The sequence below is a fragment of the Haloarcula hispanica ATCC 33960 genome (genome assembly GCF_000223905.1).
Lineage (GTDB): Archaea > Halobacteriota > Halobacteria > Halobacteriales > Haloarculaceae > Haloarcula > Haloarcula hispanica.
In genome coordinates, this window is record NC_015944.1 from 215251 (window position 1) to 231710 (window position 16460).

The 16460-nt window shown below is 60.4% G+C and carries 14 protein-coding genes; 5 read left to right on the forward strand and 9 right to left on the reverse strand.

The features are described 5' to 3' along the window. Position 1: 1 nt before the first annotated feature. From HAH_RS18255 to HAH_RS18270, 4 genes are all read right to left on the reverse strand, one after another. The gene (locus tag HAH_RS18255; RefSeq protein ID WP_014031182.1) at positions 2-445 is read right to left on the reverse strand and encodes a universal stress protein; all 444 of its coding nucleotides are present in this window, start codon (positions 443-445) and stop codon (positions 2-4) included. A 91-nt stretch (positions 446-536) separates the two neighbouring features. Beyond that, positions 537-1799, reverse strand: coding sequence for a threonine ammonia-lyase (ilvA, locus tag HAH_RS18260; protein WP_014031183.1), 1263 nt, complete (start codon positions 1797-1799; stop codon positions 537-539). A 56-nt stretch (positions 1800-1855) separates the two neighbouring features. After that, positions 1856-4408, reverse strand: coding sequence for a GcvT family protein (locus HAH_RS18265; RefSeq protein WP_014031184.1), 2553 nt, complete (start codon positions 4406-4408; stop codon positions 1856-1858). Between the two features lie 216 nt (positions 4409-4624). Beyond that, a complete protein-coding gene (locus HAH_RS18270) occupies positions 4625-7195 on the reverse strand; it encodes a GcvT family protein (protein ID WP_014031185.1) in 2571 nt (856 codons plus the stop codon). 367 nt (positions 7196-7562) lie between these two features. Between HAH_RS18270 and HAH_RS18275 the strand changes: the two genes are divergently transcribed. From HAH_RS18275 to HAH_RS18285, 3 genes are all read left to right on the forward strand, one after another. Further along, positions 7563-8519 carry a succinylglutamate desuccinylase/aspartoacylase family protein gene (locus tag HAH_RS18275; protein WP_044952818.1) on the forward strand — a complete coding sequence of 319 codons (957 nt, stop codon included), beginning with the start codon at positions 7563-7565 and terminating at the stop codon, positions 8517-8519. A gap of 138 nt (positions 8520-8657) precedes the next feature. Beyond that, positions 8658-9848 (forward strand): prolipoprotein diacylglyceryl transferase, encoded by a 1191-nt coding sequence (locus HAH_RS18280; protein ID WP_014031187.1) that lies wholly within the window; start codon positions 8658-8660, stop codon positions 9846-9848. Between the two features lie 78 nt (positions 9849-9926). Continuing rightward, the gene (locus HAH_RS18285; RefSeq protein ID WP_014031188.1) at positions 9927-10787 is read left to right on the forward strand and encodes a methylenetetrahydrofolate reductase; all 861 of its coding nucleotides are present in this window, start codon (positions 9927-9929) and stop codon (positions 10785-10787) included. Between the two features lie 294 nt (positions 10788-11081). On the opposite strand, the gene HAH_RS18290 is transcribed toward HAH_RS18285, so the two are convergent. Next, positions 11082-12458 carry an aminomethyltransferase family protein gene (locus HAH_RS18290; RefSeq protein WP_014031189.1) on the reverse strand — a complete coding sequence of 459 codons (1377 nt, stop codon included), beginning with the start codon at positions 12456-12458 and terminating at the stop codon, positions 11082-11084. Positions 12459-12695: 237 nt separating this feature from the next. Further along, positions 12696-13193, reverse strand: coding sequence for a dihydrofolate reductase (locus HAH_RS18295; protein ID WP_014031190.1), 498 nt, complete (start codon positions 13191-13193; stop codon positions 12696-12698). Between the two features lie 334 nt (positions 13194-13527). Between HAH_RS18295 and HAH_RS20225 the strand changes: the two genes are divergently transcribed. Beyond that, complete coding sequence (locus HAH_RS20225; RefSeq protein WP_014031191.1) at positions 13528-13803, forward strand: hypothetical protein; 276 nt, start codon at positions 13528-13530, stop codon at positions 13801-13803. A gap of 171 nt (positions 13804-13974) precedes the next feature. Here the strand turns inward: HAH_RS20225 and HAH_RS18305 are convergent, their stop codons facing one another. Beyond that, positions 13975-14628: a helix-turn-helix domain-containing protein gene (locus HAH_RS18305; protein WP_014031192.1), complete on the reverse strand. Its 654-nt coding sequence runs from the start codon at positions 14626-14628 to the stop codon at positions 13975-13977. 408 nt (positions 14629-15036) lie between these two features. On the opposite strand from HAH_RS18305, the gene HAH_RS20075 reads away from it, so the two are divergent. After that, complete coding sequence (locus HAH_RS20075; protein ID WP_014031193.1) at positions 15037-15204, forward strand: hypothetical protein; 168 nt, start codon at positions 15037-15039, stop codon at positions 15202-15204. Positions 15205-15337: 133 nt separating this feature from the next. Here the strand turns inward: HAH_RS20075 and HAH_RS20230 are convergent, their stop codons facing one another. Further along, on the reverse strand, positions 15338-15538 hold the full coding sequence (locus HAH_RS20230; protein ID WP_014031194.1) for a hypothetical protein: 201 nt from the start codon (positions 15536-15538) through the stop codon (positions 15338-15340). 39 nt (positions 15539-15577) lie between these two features. Next, on the reverse strand, positions 15578-16438 hold the full coding sequence (locus HAH_RS18310) for a carbon-nitrogen hydrolase family protein (RefSeq protein ID WP_014031195.1): 861 nt from the start codon (positions 16436-16438) through the stop codon (positions 15578-15580). Between the last annotated feature and the right edge of the window lie 22 nt (positions 16439-16460).

A 16460-nucleotide genomic window follows, 5' to 3' on the forward strand; every position in this document is an offset into this window, starting at 1 on the left:
GTCAAATGTCGTTGACACTCATCCGCTGACTGATGACTGGAATGCTCGACGTCCGGACCACTTTATCGGTTGTCCCACCGAGCAGGTTCCCGAGCTTTCCACGGAACGCCGAGCCCAGGACAATCGCGTCCATGTCTTCGTTTTCAGCGAACTCGACGATTTCCTCGCTGGGTGCGCCGGTTTTGAAATGCGTCTTGTAATCGACGCCGTGCTCTTGGGCGACGTTCCCGAGATTCGCCAGAACCTCTTCCCCGTAGTTTCGATACTCCTCGCGCATCTCCTCTTCGTCATCTCTGAGCGCAAGCGCACGCGGCGTGCCCGGCAGGTCAATGACGTACAATGCATGGACTGTCGCGCCGAGTGCAGCGGCGAGTTCGATGCCGTGTTCTGCCCCTCTCCGGGCCTCATCACTGCCGTCATACGGGACGAGTATGTGGTCGTACATGGTGCCTGACTCATGTGTAATTCCCCCACACACCTGTTATAGGTTTCCCCGCTCGTGGCGTCGATCCGTCGATCTGAATGCCGATTCCGGCTCACAGTGCGCCGTTTTGGGCCTTCCGTGCGACGTTGTCGACGGGGTAGCCCGCGTCGCGTATCGCCGTAATGATGGTCTGTGCATGCTCGGCACCGCTCGTCTCGACGTTGAAGACGAGGTACGCCTCCCCGATTTCGAGGTTCTCGACGGACCGCTCGTGGCGAACGTCGTGGATGTTAGCTCCCTGCCGGGCGATGACCCCCGAGATCTCCTCCATCACACCCGGCTGGTCGTCGATGCGAACCCGAAGCTGAAGGAGCTGCTGGCGCTCCGTGAGCGCGTGGATGAGAACCTCACGCATTTGTGTCATGTCGAGGTTCCCGCCACAGAGCAGCGGCATCACCGTTTCACCCGACACGTCGAGGCTGTCACTCAGTACGGCAGCCACGGAGGCGGCCCCGGCACCTTCCACGACCTGCTTGGCCCGTTCCATCAACAGGAGAATCGCCTGTGCGATATCGGTGTCCGAAACAGTCACGACCTCGTCGACGTTCGCCTCGATGATGTTGAGTGTCGTCTCCGAGATACCGCCGGTGGCGATGCCGTCAGCGATTGTGTCAACCTCGTCGAGCACGACCGGAATCCCTTTGTCGAGACTTTCGTGGACCGTCTCCGCGCCGGTCGCCTGAACGCCGACGACGCGCGTCTCGGGCGAGAGGTGCTTGACTGCGGTCGAGACACCGCTGATAAGTCCGCCGCCGCCGATGGGGACGATGACTGTGTCGACGTCGGGGCAGTCGTGGTACATTTCCGTACCGAGGGTCCCCTGTCCGGCAATGATGTCCAAATCGTCGTAGGCGTGAACGAACTCGGCGTCAGTCTCCTCAACGACGGCTTTGGCGTGGGACATCGTCTCCTGAAAGTCGTTGCCGACCAGTTCGACGCTCCCCCCGTAGCCTCTGGTGGCGTCGATTTTGGCCTGTGGCGCGTTCTCCGGCATGAAAATCGTCGACTCCGCCCCACATTTCGTCGCGGCGAGGGCGACGCCCTGTGCGTGATTGCCGGCGCTGGCGGCGACAAACGACTCCACGCCATCGGCGACGTCCTGTGAGATCTTGTTGAACGCGCCTCTAGTCTTGAACGAGCCTGTCCACTGGAGGTGTTCCATCTTCAGGTGGACCTCGGCGTCGACGAATTCACCGAGAGACGTACTCCGTTCGACTGGCGTCTTCTTGACGACTGTGTCGTCGTCAAGGCGTTCGCGGGCTCGTTCGATGTCCGCGTATGTGACGGGCAGGGTGTCCGATTCGGTTTGTGTCATGTGTTCGTATCGTCGTGGGCCTTATGTCAAAGTTGGTGGGTCGGTGCGCTGGCCTGTCATCTGGTGATGCGCTCCCGAGCCGGATCGAACAGCGGCTCGTCCCGCACCGTCGCGTCGTAGGTCTCACCCTCACACTGGATCTGGACTGATGTGCCGGCCTCGGCGTATTCGGTCGGAACGTACGTGTACGCGATTGATTCGTCAATGCTGTAGCCGTAGTTTCCGGCTTGCACGTAGCCGATGGCCTCGCCGTCTTTCAGCACCGGCCGCCCACTCAGCATGATGTCCGTCGAGTCGTCGAGCGTGACCGGCGTGATTTTGCTGTCGATACCTGCCTTGCGTGCGGCCTCCAGAGCTTCTTTGCCGATGAAGTCTGTGTCCATGTCGACAGCGAAGGGGAGTCCAGCTTCGAAGGGGTTCGAGTCCGTGTCGATGTCCGTCCCCCAGAGGCGGTAGCCTTTCTCTAACCGCATTGAACTGAGTGCACCGCCGCCCATCGGCCGGACACCGAGGTCCTCTCCGGCGTCCTGCAGCGTCTCCCAGAGCCGCTGGCCGTATTCCGTGGGTACCCACAGCTCCCAGCCGAGTTCACCCACGTACGAGACCCGGAGCGCGATGACCGGCACGTCGTCGACGTACATCTGCTTGGCGCTGAAGTACGGGAACCCTTCGTTGGTCACGTCCGTGTCGGTACACCGCTGGAGGAGGAGCCGCGAATTCGGCCCCCAGAGGCCGATTGTGGATTTCGCGCCTTCCTCGACGTGGACCGACACCGTCTCGGGGGCCTCGTCTTCCAGGTGACCGCCGTGGATGCCGGGGGAGTTCCCGCCGCCGGTCGTCACCATGAACTCCTCGTCGTCGAGTTTGACGACCGTGATGTCCGCGAGAATGCCACCGCCCTCGTTCAACAGCAGCGAGTAGCGGACCTGCCCGACGTCGAGATCCATGTCGTTGCTACAGACCCGCTGGAGGAACGCCTGGCTCCCCTCGCCTTCGACCATGATCGAGCTGAACGTCGTCATGTCGAACATCGACACCTTGTCGCGGGTGTGGAGATGCTCGGCGGCCTCGATTTTCGAACGGTTGATGCCCTGCCAACCGTCCTGGGCGGGAATCCGGTCGTCGTACTTCTCGACCAAGTCGGCGTTCGACTCGTACCACTGTGGCGTCTCCCAGCCGCCGCTCTGGTAGAACTCCGCGCCGAGTTCCTTTTGCTGGTGGTAGAACGGACTCGTCCGGAGCCCCCGGTGGTCGTCGGGCTGCCACCGCGGCTCGACGATACTATACACCTGCTCGTACCGCTTGGCCCCGCGGTCCACGAAGTAGTCCTTCTCGCCCGCGTGCGGTTCGAACCGTCGGACGTGAATGCCGCCGGTGTCGACCGGGCCGGACGGCAGTCTGGGAACGCCGTTTTCCATCCACTCGGCAAGGATGCGGCCGTAGCCCCCGGAGTGGGTCCACCAGATAGCCAGTCCGGTCCAGAGGCCGTCGACCTGCGCCGTCTCGCCGACGGCCGGCATCCCGTCGGGCGTGAATACGAAGATACCGTTCTCGGTGGCCTCGTATTCCACGTCCTGTGTCGCCGGCAGCAGTTCGTCGAAGGCCTGCTTGGCGGATTTGTCCCGACCGCGGTGGGTCGGCGTCTCCCAGTGCTCCTTCGTGAACCCTCTGACTGACGCCTGGTGCTCCTCGGAGTTCTTCCCCATCGCCTCGGGGTCGACCGAAAGCGTCTCGTGGTTGTACGAGCCCATCCCGAGCGCGTCGCCGTGGGTCCGGAAGTACAGCGAGTGGTCCTGGTCGCGGCCGACTGGCTGGTGTGGCCCTTCGCTCATGTACTCAGCGATAGAGCGGTCGCCCGGCACGTCCAGCCCGGTCGTGTTGTCGCCGACCGAGGATTCGGCGTCGGCGAGTTCGTCCATCGGTTCGGTGACGACGTACTGGTGCTCCACTGGCGCAATCGGGAGGTCGAGCCCGGCCAGCTGGCCGGTCTGGTAGCCCCAGTTGTTCGTCGCGATGACCGCTCGCTCGCAGTCGATGCGGCCCTGATCGGTCTCGACCGCGTTGATTTCACCCCCCGAAACATCCAGATCCGTGACCTCCGTGTTCCCGTAGAACGACGCCGAAGAGTTTTCCATATACCACTGGAGCGCGCCGATGCCGTCGACGCGTCCATCAGTCGGCGAGTAGTAGCCACCGAGGATTTCGTCCTCGTCGACCATCGGAAGGTGCTCGGTGACTTCCTCGGGCGAGAGCAACTGCGGTTCCGGCAGCCCATAGGAAGTCGCCCACTCGACGCGCCGACGGAGGAAGTCCATGCGCTCCTCGCTCCGGGCCACTTCGATGCCACCGACCTCGTCGTAGACGTCGGCATCAGAGAGGAGCCGACTGGTGTAGTAGGCTGTCTTCGTCTGTATCTTCGACGGCGACGTCTGGAACATGATGCCGGGTGCGTGGACTGACGACCCGCCAGTGACGGGCAGCGGCCCCTGATCGATGACTGCGACGTCTTCCGCGCCGAGTTCCGTCAGGTGATACGCGACGCTACACCCAACGGCCCCGGCACCGATAACAACAGTATCCGCCCGAGACGGGGGAGTCTCTGTGCTCATGTATCTCGTTTGTGACTGTCTCTGTCATATTCTTAAATACACCGGTGGCCGGAACCCACGCAAAAAGAGAACGTCGGGTAGAGGAGTCACAGAGAGGTATTTCGACCAGTGTCGAGCCGTCGGGTATCAGTAGGTAGCGAGAAGAAACCGCAGTGCGGGACTGAACCACAGCGTGTTACAATCCCGATAGAACCAGCGGCTGGTCACAGACCGCTCTCAGACGAGCGGTTCCTCGCGGACGGTTGCGTCGTACCGCTCACCCTCGTAGAGGATTTCGACGCTAGTTCCGGGTTCGGCGTACTCGGGCGGCAGGTACGTGTAGGCGACGCAAGCGCCTTCGGTGTAGCCGTACTCGGCGCTGTGGAGGTAGCCGATAGTCTCGTCGCCGTCGAGGACTGGCTTGTTGTCCAGCACGACGGCATCCTCGTCGTCGAGCGTCAGGCACGCGACCTTGTGGTCGATGTTGTCGCCGTCGGCGGCCGCGGCGACGGCCTCCTTGCCGATGAAGTCGGTTTCGAGGTCGACGGCCCACCCGAGGCCGGCCTCGTACGGGTTGTGCTCCGTGTGGAGGTCCTTCCCCCAGAGGCGGAAGCCTTTCTCGATACGGAGGGAGTTCAGCGCGCCGTTGCCATAGGGCCGGATACCGTACTCCTCGCCGGCCTCCATGATGTGCTCCCAGAGGCGCTCGCCGTACTCCGAGGGCGTGTAGAACTCCCAGCCGAGTTCGCCCGCGTAGGAGACGCGGAGCGCGGTGACGGGAATGTTCTTCACGAAGAACTGCTGGCTCGTGAAGAACGGGAAGGCGTCGTCGGAGAGGTCGACGTCGGTGATCTTCGAGAGGACCTTCCGGGCGTTCGGGCCGGTACAGACCATCGCCGCCAGGCTGGAGGTCACGTCGTTGACGACCACGTCGTCGGGGGACTGCTCGCGCACCCACGCGACATGGTTGTTCCCGACTTCGCGGCCGGTCGTCAACAGGAGGTAGCGGTCCTCGTCGGTTCGCGTGACCGTGATGTCCGCTCGTACGCCGCCGGCCTCGTTACACATCAGCGTGTACTTCACGTCGCCCACATCGATATCCATGTCATTCGTACAGAGGTACTGGACGAACTCGCCGGCGTCGCCCCCGATGACCTCCATCTTGTTGAAGGATGTCATGTCGTGGAGGCCGACGTTCTCCCGGACGTTCAGCGCCTCAGCGCCTTCGATGGGGGACCAGTACTTCGCTTCCCAGCCCTCGCGGTCGGGGATCTGGTCACCGTACTCCGCCAGCAGGTCGGCATTTGAGTCGAACCAGTGGGGTTCCTCCCAGCCGGCCTCGGCCCACAGTTCGGCGTCGTACTTCTTGTGGGTGTGGTACATCGGAGTCCGACGGATGTCCCGCTGTTTGTCGGTCCAGACCCACTTGGGGTGCATGATGTTGTAGACGATGCGGTACTCCTCGCCGCCGATGTCCCGGGCGAAGTCCCAACTACCCTCGTGCTCGTCGAAGCGGTTCACGTCGCAGTGGGCGAGGTCGATGGGTCCTTCCGGCAGTCGTGGTACGCCGTGTTCCATCCACTCGGCGAGCGCTTTGCCGGCACCGCCGGCGTGGGTGACCCAGATGGCCGCCGCCGTCCAGAGGCCGTCGTACTCCTGGACGGGCCCCATCACGGGGAGTCCGTTGGGCGACTCCGCGAACATGCCGTTGTACTTGTGTTCGAGTTCCTTGCCGGCCGTCGCGGGCAACAGCTCGTCGCTGGCCTGTCGCGGGGCCTTGTCCGGCCGGTCCGGATGTGTCGCGTTGTCCATGTGGTAGTCCGTGAACTCGTGGACCGAGCCCTGCTCGCCGTCGGGGTCGTTGCCGCCGAGGTCCTGTGGATCGGGCACGATTGGCTCGTGGTTGTACGAGCCGATACCGTAGGAGTCCCCGTGGTTCCGGTAGTACATCGCGTTGTCCTGGTCGCGGAGAATCGGCCGGTCCGGACCCACGAGGAGCCGTTTTGCCTTCTCCCCGGAGACGTTCTCGTAGTTCTCGAACAGCGGGTGGTCCGTGATGTCGACCGCGCTGTCGGCCAGTTCGTCGAGGGACTCCGTCATCGTGTACTGGTGTTCGACCGGCGTCACTGGCAGGTGCACGTCGAGTTTCTCGCCGAGTTGACGGGCCCAGATGTTCGTCGCGACGACGACCTCGTTACACTCGATACTACCGTTCTCCGTGACGACGGCCTGGACCTCGCCGTCCGCTGTTTCGACGTCCTCGGTGCGCGTGTGCGGCACGAACTTCGCGCCCCCGTCCATCGCTTCCCTGGCCAGTGCGTCACACGCGACGACGCCCGAGACCTGCCCGTCCGTCGGGGAGTAGTAGCCGCCCTTGATCTGGTCGGCGTCGACCAGCGGGAGGTGCTCGGTGACTTCTTCGGGCGAGAGCAACTGCGGGTCCTCGATGCCCCAGGCCTTGGCGTATTCGACGCGACGCTGGAGGAAGTCCATGCGTTCCTCGCTGCGCGCGACTTCGATGCCGCCTGTTTCGTTGTAGGCCTGCTGCCCATCCGCGCCCTCGAGGTCCGAGTACAGCCGACGGCTGTAGTCCGCAAACTGGCTGAGGACTTTCGGCTCCGCGGTCTGGAACATGATTCCGGGAGCGTGGGTGGATGATCCACCAGTGGTTGGCATCGGCCCCTGGTCGACTACGACCACGTCCTCACGGCCGAGCGCTGTCAGCTGGTAGGCGATGTTGCAGCCGACGATTCCGGCACCGACGATGACGGTATCGGCCTGGGTCGGCAGGCTATCGGTAGGCTCCATAACTCTGGGTAGAACGTGCTATGGCGTGGCAATATAGTTACCGCCTGGTCCACCTCCTTTGCAAACTGACATCGCATTATCACGTAGTGTTTCAGAATAACAGGAGTACCATTGTTAATAGATTTGGGTCCCCTGTGGTGATTGTCGCTTCCGGTCAGAAACTCCGAGCAGTGTCCAACACGCTATTGTACTGTCAAGTTATATGTTAACAGCCCTCTGTGATTTTTATGATACGGGGTTTCACACCGGCGACAGCCGCTCTACCGGTCAGTGGTTCTGTTCCGAGGGAGTATCACAGCATCGCTCCGTGTGGCCCAGCGACGCTCCTACTCCCAGCGCTTTTGCCTGCGCGCCGCCGGGCATCGATATGGACTACACCGCCGTCACGCACACGACGACTGACCGACGGCTCGGGAGACTCCCGTCAGGACGAGCCGTGTCCGTGACTGTCCACCGGTACGTCGGCAGCCCCGGGCCGACAGTGTATATTCAGGCGGCGCAACACGGCATCGAACTCAACGGCCCAGCCGCGTTACGGCGACTGCACGACCGCCTGACCGACGCGGCTATCGCCGGGACAGTACTTGTCATCCCAGTCGTGAACCAGCTCGCGTTCGATCACCGGTCGTACATGACCCCCGGCGAGTACGACGTGATGAACCCGAACCTGAACCGCGTGTGGCCGGGAGACGAGTCCGGAAGCCTACAGGAACAGTTTGCCGCTCGGCTGTGGGAACTCGTGAAAGACGCGGACGCCGCGGTCGATCTCCACACCGGCACGGCAGATATGCTGGAACACGTCAGATGCCGGGCGGGCGACCCGGCCGCCGAGCGCCTCGCCGAAGCGTTCGGTACTTCCTACAGAATCACCGACGAGTCCGAGGACACCGGCGACGACGGCTCTGGCGGGACGTTCCGCGCTGCGGCTGCGGCAGCCGGCATTCCGGTTATCACGGCGGAGCTATCGAACAGTCGCCGGATAGCACAGGACGCGGTTGCGGCTGGTGTCGACGGGATACAGAATCTCCTGCGCGAGCGGGCAGTCCTCCCGGCAGAGCCGGAGCCCCACGCCGGGCAGACGGTGCTTCGAAACGACGCGGAGCCGGTCACCGCGTCGGAATCGGGATTGTTCGAATGTCGGCCGGACATCGCCGTCGGTGACACTGTCGACGCCGGGGAGCGACTGGGGGCTGTCTACGAACCCTCCTCGTTCGAGCAACAACAGGTCGTCTCAGCGACAGAACGAGGAGTGATATTCTCGCTTGCCAGGGAGTCTGTCGTCGTGAAAGGGGAACGCCTCGCAGGCATCGCGACACCGCGATAACCGAGACGTATCCGAGGAGCCGCCTGCGGGCACTGTTTCAGACGTGTGTTGCTAGCCGTAGTTTTGGGGAAGTTTATAAATGGGTTCGGTATTCCACACCTATCTCTACAGCATAACGTGTCATAGTCACTCAATGACATGGGACTTCACACCACATTCACGGCGCTCGCGGAGGTCATCGATGCGTACGAATCCCGCGGCCGGTCCATCAAGACCGTCGAAGCATCGCCGGCCGACACCGGTGATGCAGTCCTCGATGTGACGGTGGCGATGCCGGTCTCGCTGCGTTCCGGCGGCGGCGCTGACGAGGGTCTCACGCCGGAGACGGCGAGTCTAACCGACAGTGGTGACCTCGAAGTCACGTTCTCACCGGCGGCCACTGAACTTCCGTCGACCGCTGGGGCCTCACTATCGACAGGCGACGCCTCAGCTACGGTCACCGATGACGGCTTGCTTCTGACGGTAGACCTGACAATTGATGCCACGGGCGCGCCAGACGAGGCAGCCAGCGTCGACTGTGGGCCTGACCAGGCTAGCCCCGCCGACGCGACGACGGTCCGCGCAGTGAATTCGTCTGGCACCGACGGTGGTACCTCACTCGCTGATTCTGCTATCTCTGATGCAGAATCTGTCAGTGAGGGAGGCGACGGTACACGGGAAAGCCCACAGTCGGACGGCGCGGCTACAGCGGCTCCCCAGTCTGGTGGCGAGAACGACTCTGAATCCGGCCCGTTCGCCGCCGTCCGCGACGACTCCGTCCCACCGTACGAGGACACCGACTACCTGCAAGCACTGTACGACGAGTGTGACAACTTCAGGGAGATCGCCGAGCAGATACAGATGGATGTCTCCTCCGAGACGGTCCGCCGGTACATGATAGAAGCGGACATCCACGTCCCGAACACGTACAACACCTCCAGCGACGAGGAAGAAGAAGCGGCCGAATCAGGGCAGTCTGACAACGGCGCGAGCCAGGGTGAAGTCGATGCCGGGGGCGGACAGGTCAGTGTGGCCGAACCCGTTTCGGCCGAGTCAGTTGGTTCCGAGAGTTCGGTCGGAGAACTTCCAGACGAGCAACTGGTCACTGACGGGATCGGACTCCCAGCCGATGTCCAACTGCGTGACGTCGCGGACGCGGTCGTCGATTCCGACACGGTATACGAGGTACAGCGATGCCTGAGTCTCGACCGTGGCCAGACCCGGGACCTGCTGGCGGAACTCAATCTGTTAGATCTCGTCCTGTGCCGGCTCGCGGACGAACCGGACCACGCTGTCTCCTACGGGACTGTGGCCAGTCGGATCCGGCAGTGTGCGCCTCATAGCGCGTGATAGAAGCGATTTCTTATAAATGGGTTCGATGCCCCACCCACAGAGAAAAGTACGGGTGCGCCTTATCTCTGGCAACTCATGGCCCTCGGAACACGCGCTGTCTCAGACAGTCAGGGTGTCCGGACGCTGCTGACGAGCGCCCGGTTCGAACTGATGCCGTTCGAGAGCTTCGACGAGGAGATTACCCACCTCCCCGACAATGCGACTATCGCAATCACGACCTCACCACAACTCGGCATCGAGAAAACCGTCGAAAAGACGGAGGAAGCTGCCGAAATGGGGTACGATGTCGTGCCACACATCGCGGCCCGGTATGTGGAAGACCAGGAGCAACTCGAAGCGATTGCAGAGCGACTTGAGCAGGCAGGCATCACGGACATCTTCGTCCCAGGAGGTGACCGCGAGGAACCGGCCGGTGAGTACGAGTCGGCGCACGGCCTGCTCGAAGCGCTCGCAGAGACCGAATACTCCTTCGAGGAAGTCGGAATCACGGGCTACCCCGAGGGCCACGACTTCATCGACGACGAGACGCTGGCGGAGTCGATGGCACAGAAAGAGCCGTACGCGACGTACATCGTCACCCAGCTCTGTTACGACCCGGAGACCGTGGTAGAGTGGGTCGAAGACATCCGTGCTCGCGGTATCGAACTCCCGGTCGAAGTCGGTATCCCGGGCGTGATGAACTACCAGCGCCTGATGCAAATCTCTCAAAAGGTCGGTGTCGGTGATTCGATCAAGTTCCTCAGGAAGACGACGGGCATTCTCGGGTTCGTCAAGCAACTGGTCGGCTCCCGCGGGACCTACGAACCCGACGAACTCATCGACGGCCTCGCGCCCTACGTCGGAGACGACGAGTACAACATCCGCGGCGTCCACATCTACACGTTCAATCAGACGCCTGATACGGAAAAATGGCGGCACAACCGTCTCGACTCCTGAAACCGATCTACTTACTGTCCGTCCTCGGGCCACCCAGCTACAAGTACCTGTTTTCGACCGTCTCGCTGGCAGAGACTGCCAGCGTGTCATGCCGTGGCCAGCGTATCCCCGACGCAGTCCAGCAAGAAACGTGAAGTGAGATTTTCCGGGTAGCATCTATACGGCCGCGGAACTGCAGGAGAGTGGGCGGAGGGCTACAACGGTATCAGTGAAAACCGGGCGCGGCAGTCGGGAGGTAAAACAGCGGCGGACGACAGGTGGGTGTGCGGACTGCTGGGACAGACGGAGTGGGGATTAGTCGTCGCTTTCGGCCTCTTTCCGGGCGTTGAGCTTCGCCTGCTCACGGGCGCTCGGGTTGACAGACTCCTTGAACGGCACTTTCGCGGCGGTCGCGAACACCGGCTCACCGGGCTCGTCGGCGTACTCGTCGGGGAGATGGACCTGGAACTCCAGATCAAGTTCCTCGTCGTAGATCTCGTCGTTGAGCGGCGTGTCGGTGACTTCCTGAATCTTCTCGGCCGGGACGAATCCCATCCCGATGTTGGTTTCGAGATCCGGGTTCCACCACGGCGAGGTGAGGTAGCCACACTCTTCGCCCGTGTCCGGGTCGGAGATGAGCCAGAAGTCGGGGGCGTAGTCACGGATCGGCTCGCCAGCGATCTTCAGGCCGATGAGCTTGTGCTCGAACGGGTAGTTGCCGTTCTCGATCTGGTCTTTCTGCTCTTCGAGGACCTCTTTGCCGATGTAGTCGGCCTCCTTGTCGTCGGGAACGTGGTAGCCCAGGTTGACCTGGAACGGCGAGGTCTCGTGGTCGAGGTCCTGGCCCCAGGACATGATACCGGCGGCGATCCGGCGGTGGTGTCCCGGTGCGATCTGGCGACCGTCGTGGTCTTTGACGGACTCCATGACGGGGTCCCAGACCTGTTCGGCGTTTTCCATCGCGTCTTTGACGTAGACCTCGAAGCCTTTCTCACCCGAGAAGCCGGTCTGGCTGATCAACACATCACAGCCGTTGATTTCGGCGTCCATCAGGCCGTAGTACGGGACGTCTTTGACCTTGTCGCCGACGACGTCGACCATCACGTCGAGCGCCCTCGGGCCCTGGATCTGCATCGGAGCCACATCGATCTCATCGATTTCGACGTCGAAGTCGTTGTCGACGTTGACGCCCTGCAGCCACTGCATCAGCGTCGAGTCCGAGATGGAGAACCAGAACTCGTCTTCCTCGGGGCGCAGGAGAACGGGGTCGTTCAGGACGCCGCCGTCCTCGTTACAGAGGATGACGTACTTTCCGTCCATGGCGTCCATACCTGTCACGTCGCGGGTGACGACGTAGTTCGTCAGCGCCTCGGCGTCGGGCCCTTTGACCCGAATCTGTCGCTCTACGGCGACGTCCCAGAGGGTGACAGTGTTGGTCAGTGCGTCGTACTCCTTCATCACGCCGCCGTCCTCGGGCTCGATGAGACCGCGCGGGTGATAGAGGCGGTTGTAGACGGTCGCCCGCCAGGCACCCTCCTCGTTGAACGACTTGTGGAAGAACGGGGACTTTCGAACGCGCGTTGACACCAACATCTCGATGTTGGGGTCACCAGTCTGGCGGAGGTTACGGGGGACAGTCCGATCTGACTGGTCGACACTGGGATGGTTAGGATGTTCCTCGTTACCGGTCATGCCTATGAAAGAAGATGTGAAATACTAATAAAGGATATTGTTACTTGCTTCTGGGGTTTATATGCGGGAGGGACTTTGCGGGCAATTTCGACACTCAAAACCGTTGTTTAACAGCCCCAGAACATGAATATTCAACAGTATCTGGTATCTCGCTACTCGGCTGAAACTGGTAGCTGTAGTACGAAACGACCGGCACGGAACACGACCGAGCGGTTGGTGTGACTGTTCGGACAGATATCAGTCCGAGTCACTGCTGGCTCGGGTGTATTTGACGATGTCGAAGTCGCTGTGTGTCGTTCGTTCCGTCTCGGACCAGCACGACCAATCGACGGTCGGGAAGACCGTATCGCCGTCGAATGTTGCCGTTAGTTCGGTGAGGATTAGCTCGTCGGCCTTTGGGAGAAACTGCTCGTACACAGTAGCGCCGCCAATGACATACGTCGTAGATGCGCCGCTGTTGGCCGCTTCGGTCAACGCCGCCGTCGTCGAGGTGACAGCCGTGACACTGTCAGGAAGGTGACGCGGCGTCGTAGTCAGAACAATGTTCAATCGCTCCGGGAGTGGGCCGTCGAGATCACGGCGGATGCTCTCAAAGGTACGCCGGCCCATAATCACCGGATGACCGATAGTCGTCTGTTTGAAATGTATCAGATCCTCGGGATACTGCCACGGAATGTCGCCGCCGGCACCGATCACGCCGTTAGTCGCAACAGCGGCGATCAGCGAGAGTTTCATACGTACCTCTTTGTCGGGCTGCTGGTAATAAGTCCGTCCCACCGACGAGCGAGGCCACCGCTCGAAACCGACGCATCAAATCCGCTGCCCGAGCTATAGTAACAATTGAAACGGTGTACACACTGATCGCACTGCCGCCGTGCGATCAGGTGTGCATTGATTTTCAATGGCTACTATACGGACATTGTTTCAAGTGACAGCAAGTCGTATTCTGGAACTGGAATCCTGCCGTTTGGATCTGAATCAGTTGGATGTCGCCACACCAATGCTAGCCCGGACCTTGATAGCGTATCTCGCGCGCGACTTATGAGGTACCAGCCATATAAAACGCCGTATGGATACGATTCACCTGTCGCCCGGTCCCGCCGCTGCTCAGGCGTTTCGCCTGGGAATTATCGCGAGCGCGGTCGGTGGACTCGCCGGGATTGCGACACTGTACTGGCTAGACGTCCTGACACCGGTGTTTGCTGGATACGCACTTGTTCTCTTGTTCCCCGTGTATCTTGTCTTCGCCGCAACAGCGTTGAGCGTGTGGTTGGGATACAACAAAGACGCGAAAGCATTGCGACCGGTCTACCGTCAAAAGGATTCGAGCGGGCGATCCGAGTAAACACCACGGTTAGATAGGTCCAGTATCTGCATCAATGACTCTATTTTCGATATTTTTGTTCACATACACCAGGATACAGTTTCAAATGCGGTTCGATGTCACGAGAGTTGGTTTAAATCGGTAAAACGATTGGAACGCCTTCCGAGCGCTCCCAGTGGCGGAACTGTGGACTCACTCCTTTCTGTCGATTATTGTTGCTGCAATGAGGTTCCGCATACCCCGCCGGAGACGGCCGCTCATCGCTGTCGAGGACAATCCGATTTCGTCTGCGACTTCGTTCAAGGAGATATCCCTGGGTTCTCCGAAATAACCGTTTTCGTATGCGGTTGTCAGCGCGGTCCGCTGTTCATCGGTCAATCCGTATGACGACTCACCGCCAGTGTCCGTGTTTCCGTAGATTTCGATGATATCGAGCGAGATGTCGTTCTCGTTGGCATATTCCCAGATCGTGTTGAGTGCCTCTCGGTCGGGGAGGAGGAGTCGGACGAGCCATCCGTTGCCCTTCGTTTCGGTATGGACGAGAAATCCATTGACATCCGTGACGACTGAGCTGATGAGTTTCGTTTCGGGGGTGTGTTCGATGTAGTATATGCCGGTCTGGTCGGTCCAGTCGACGAGTTCGTAGCTCTGGACTGTCGGATCGGCATCGAGCATCTCTTCGAGTCGGTCTCTGTCACGATACTCGATGAGGAACGGAAACACAGTGGAGCCCGGATCGGTATTCCCCTGTGTGATGACACGTATCGCTATGTCTTCGAGGTTCTGTAACGTTGGAACCAGAGCGAGGCGTTCGTGTTCAATGTGTATTTTCGTCGTTATTGACATTTTAGGTACGGAGATTACAATCGAAGCGTCAAAGACGAATACCAGTTCGACAACGGAGTGGCATCATCTGTGAACTGCTGTATGTACGCGGGGTCTCCACGTCAATGTTTACATGCACAGGTGCACACACGAGGGCAAAAATAAAAAGCTGACTGCCGTCCCAAATGGCCCCGATCGTGTTAGCGAGACTGTGTTTTCACCAATGAGAACGAGTCTCCGGACGCAGTCTAAGCGACGAAGTAACGAGAAACAACTCAGAAGACATGTGTCATTGAACCAGCCAATTCGGCGAGTAGCACACGTCTCTATCGGAATGTGTATTAACAATCGTTTATAATTGTGCGTAATAAATACCCGTAATTATCCTACAATGAGCTTAGAAGGCTGTACCCAGTATATTGTATTGACATGAGTGAACCACAAAACCAATCCACCGCGGATAGCGAGTTCTCAAACGACGATTTCTATCTACCGGCAGTCGCGCTACCGCCGAACTTCGGTCGTATCGAGGCGGCTGTTTCCGACCTCTTCGACTTCCACGGCGTCGTGCTGATTCCGGACAGTTACAATAAGTAACTCAGCCGCGTAGCATGTGTGGTTTATTTGAGGGTACCTATAGTAACAATTGAAACGATGTACACACTGATCGCACTGCCGCCGTGCAATCAGGTGTGCATTGATTTTCAATGGCTACTATAACTAATCGTGGTCAGTCGGTCAGTTTATCAGCGACCGCTTCGACAGCCTCGACAGGAACGTCGTACTCGTCGGCGACCGCTTGTGCCTGTGCTGCCGAGAGTGAACTGGTTCCGGCGACCGGATTTTTGCTTGGTTCTCGCGGCTGTGAGGGCGCCAACGTTTCGTCGTTGATAGACAGGCTCACTGCGTCCCAGCGGGTGTAGTGACCCATCGCATCGAAGTACGCCTTTGTCGCCCGCCGTTCGTCGTCCTAGAACTCGGCAGTCAGGAGCCCCTCCTCACCGACCAGCGGACCAGCCTTGACAATCCCCGCCGGGTTGATGAGCATACTCCCGCCCGCGGCGACGTTGAACCCGAGTTCGTCCTCAGAGAAACCGTCTGGAACAGCGTCGCTCATGTACGCCGAGCACGCAGCGACGAACGACTGGGTTTCGAAGGCGTACTCCCGCATGGCGGGATAGATATCACAGGTATCCACGGCCTCGCTCGTCTCCGCTCGAGTCTTGTCCCCTGGATGACCGTGTTGTTCCCAGAAGCCGGGCCAGACGGCGGCGTGTATCTCCTCGCCCATTGCGGTCAGCGCCGCTTTCGAGAGCGTCATGTGGTTCTCGTAGCAGATGAGACCGCCGAGCCAACCGACATCCGTCTCATACGTGGCCAGGCTGGATGGGTCGCCCCGGCCCCAGATGGCTCGCTCCTCGTGGGTCGGCATCAGTTTCCGGTGTCGACCCATCAGCTCCCCCGTACTGTCGAAGTAAAACAGCGAATTGTAGAGCGTCTCGCTTCCCTGCCGGTCACTGACTTCGTTCGTGCCCAGCACGAGTGTGAGGTCCGCCTCCGCGACTGCCTCACCGAGTACCTCGATAGCCTCGTCGTCGACGTGGAGACTGTTCTTCTGGAGGTCCACCATCAGGTCGGTCCATCTGGAGATAGAGACGCTACCTCGCCAGTATGGGTACCCCGGGAAGTACGTCTCCGGGAAGACCACGATGTCTGCACCGTCCCGTCCCGCCTGCTCGATATACCGGCATGTCTTGTCCAGCGTTCCCTCCTTGTCGTGGTAGACTGGCTCTACCTGCGCGGCCGCGAGTGTGAACGATTCGGCTGGCATTCGTTCGCAATATACAGACCAT

Excerpts from the sequence above, each read along its gene's own strand:
- HAH_RS18280 (WP_014031187.1), top strand. The coding sequence starts at position 8,658 with ATGGGACTTCACACCACATTCACGGCGCTCGCGGAGGTCATCGATGCG.
- HAH_RS18275 (WP_044952818.1), top strand. The coding sequence starts at position 7,563 with ATGGACTACACCGCCGTCACGCACACGACGACTGACCGACGGCTCGGG.
- HAH_RS18295 (WP_014031190.1), bottom strand. The coding sequence starts at position 13,193 with ATGAAACTCTCGCTGATCGCCGCTGTTGCGACTAACGGCGTGATCGGT.
- HAH_RS18305 (WP_014031192.1), bottom strand. The coding sequence starts at position 14,628 with ATGTCAATAACGACGAAAATACACATTGAACACGAACGCCTCGCTCTG.
- ilvA (WP_014031183.1), bottom strand. The coding sequence starts at position 1,799 with ATGACACAAACCGAATCGGACACCCTGCCCGTCACATACGCGGACATC.
- HAH_RS18310 (WP_014031195.1), bottom strand. The coding sequence starts at position 16,438 with ATGCCAGCCGAATCGTTCACACTCGCGGCCGCGCAGGTAGAGCCAGTC.
- HAH_RS18285 (WP_014031188.1), top strand. The coding sequence starts at position 9,927 with ATGGCCCTCGGAACACGCGCTGTCTCAGACAGTCAGGGTGTCCGGACG.
- HAH_RS20230 (WP_014031194.1), bottom strand. The coding sequence starts at position 15,538 with ATGGGTCACTACACCCGCTGGGACGCAGTGAGCCTGTCTATCAACGAC.
- HAH_RS18265 (WP_014031184.1), bottom strand. The coding sequence starts at position 4,408 with ATGAGCACAGAGACTCCCCCGTCTCGGGCGGATACTGTTGTTATCGGT.
- HAH_RS20075 (WP_014031193.1), top strand. The coding sequence starts at position 15,037 with ATGAGTGAACCACAAAACCAATCCACCGCGGATAGCGAGTTCTCAAAC.
- HAH_RS20225 (WP_014031191.1), top strand. The coding sequence starts at position 13,528 with ATGGATACGATTCACCTGTCGCCCGGTCCCGCCGCTGCTCAGGCGTTT.
- HAH_RS18270 (WP_014031185.1), bottom strand. The coding sequence starts at position 7,195 with ATGGAGCCTACCGATAGCCTGCCGACCCAGGCCGATACCGTCATCGTC.
- HAH_RS18255 (WP_014031182.1), bottom strand. The coding sequence starts at position 445 with ATGTACGACCACATACTCGTCCCGTATGACGGCAGTGATGAGGCCCGG.
- HAH_RS18290 (WP_014031189.1), bottom strand. The coding sequence starts at position 12,458 with ATGACCGGTAACGAGGAACATCCTAACCATCCCAGTGTCGACCAGTCA.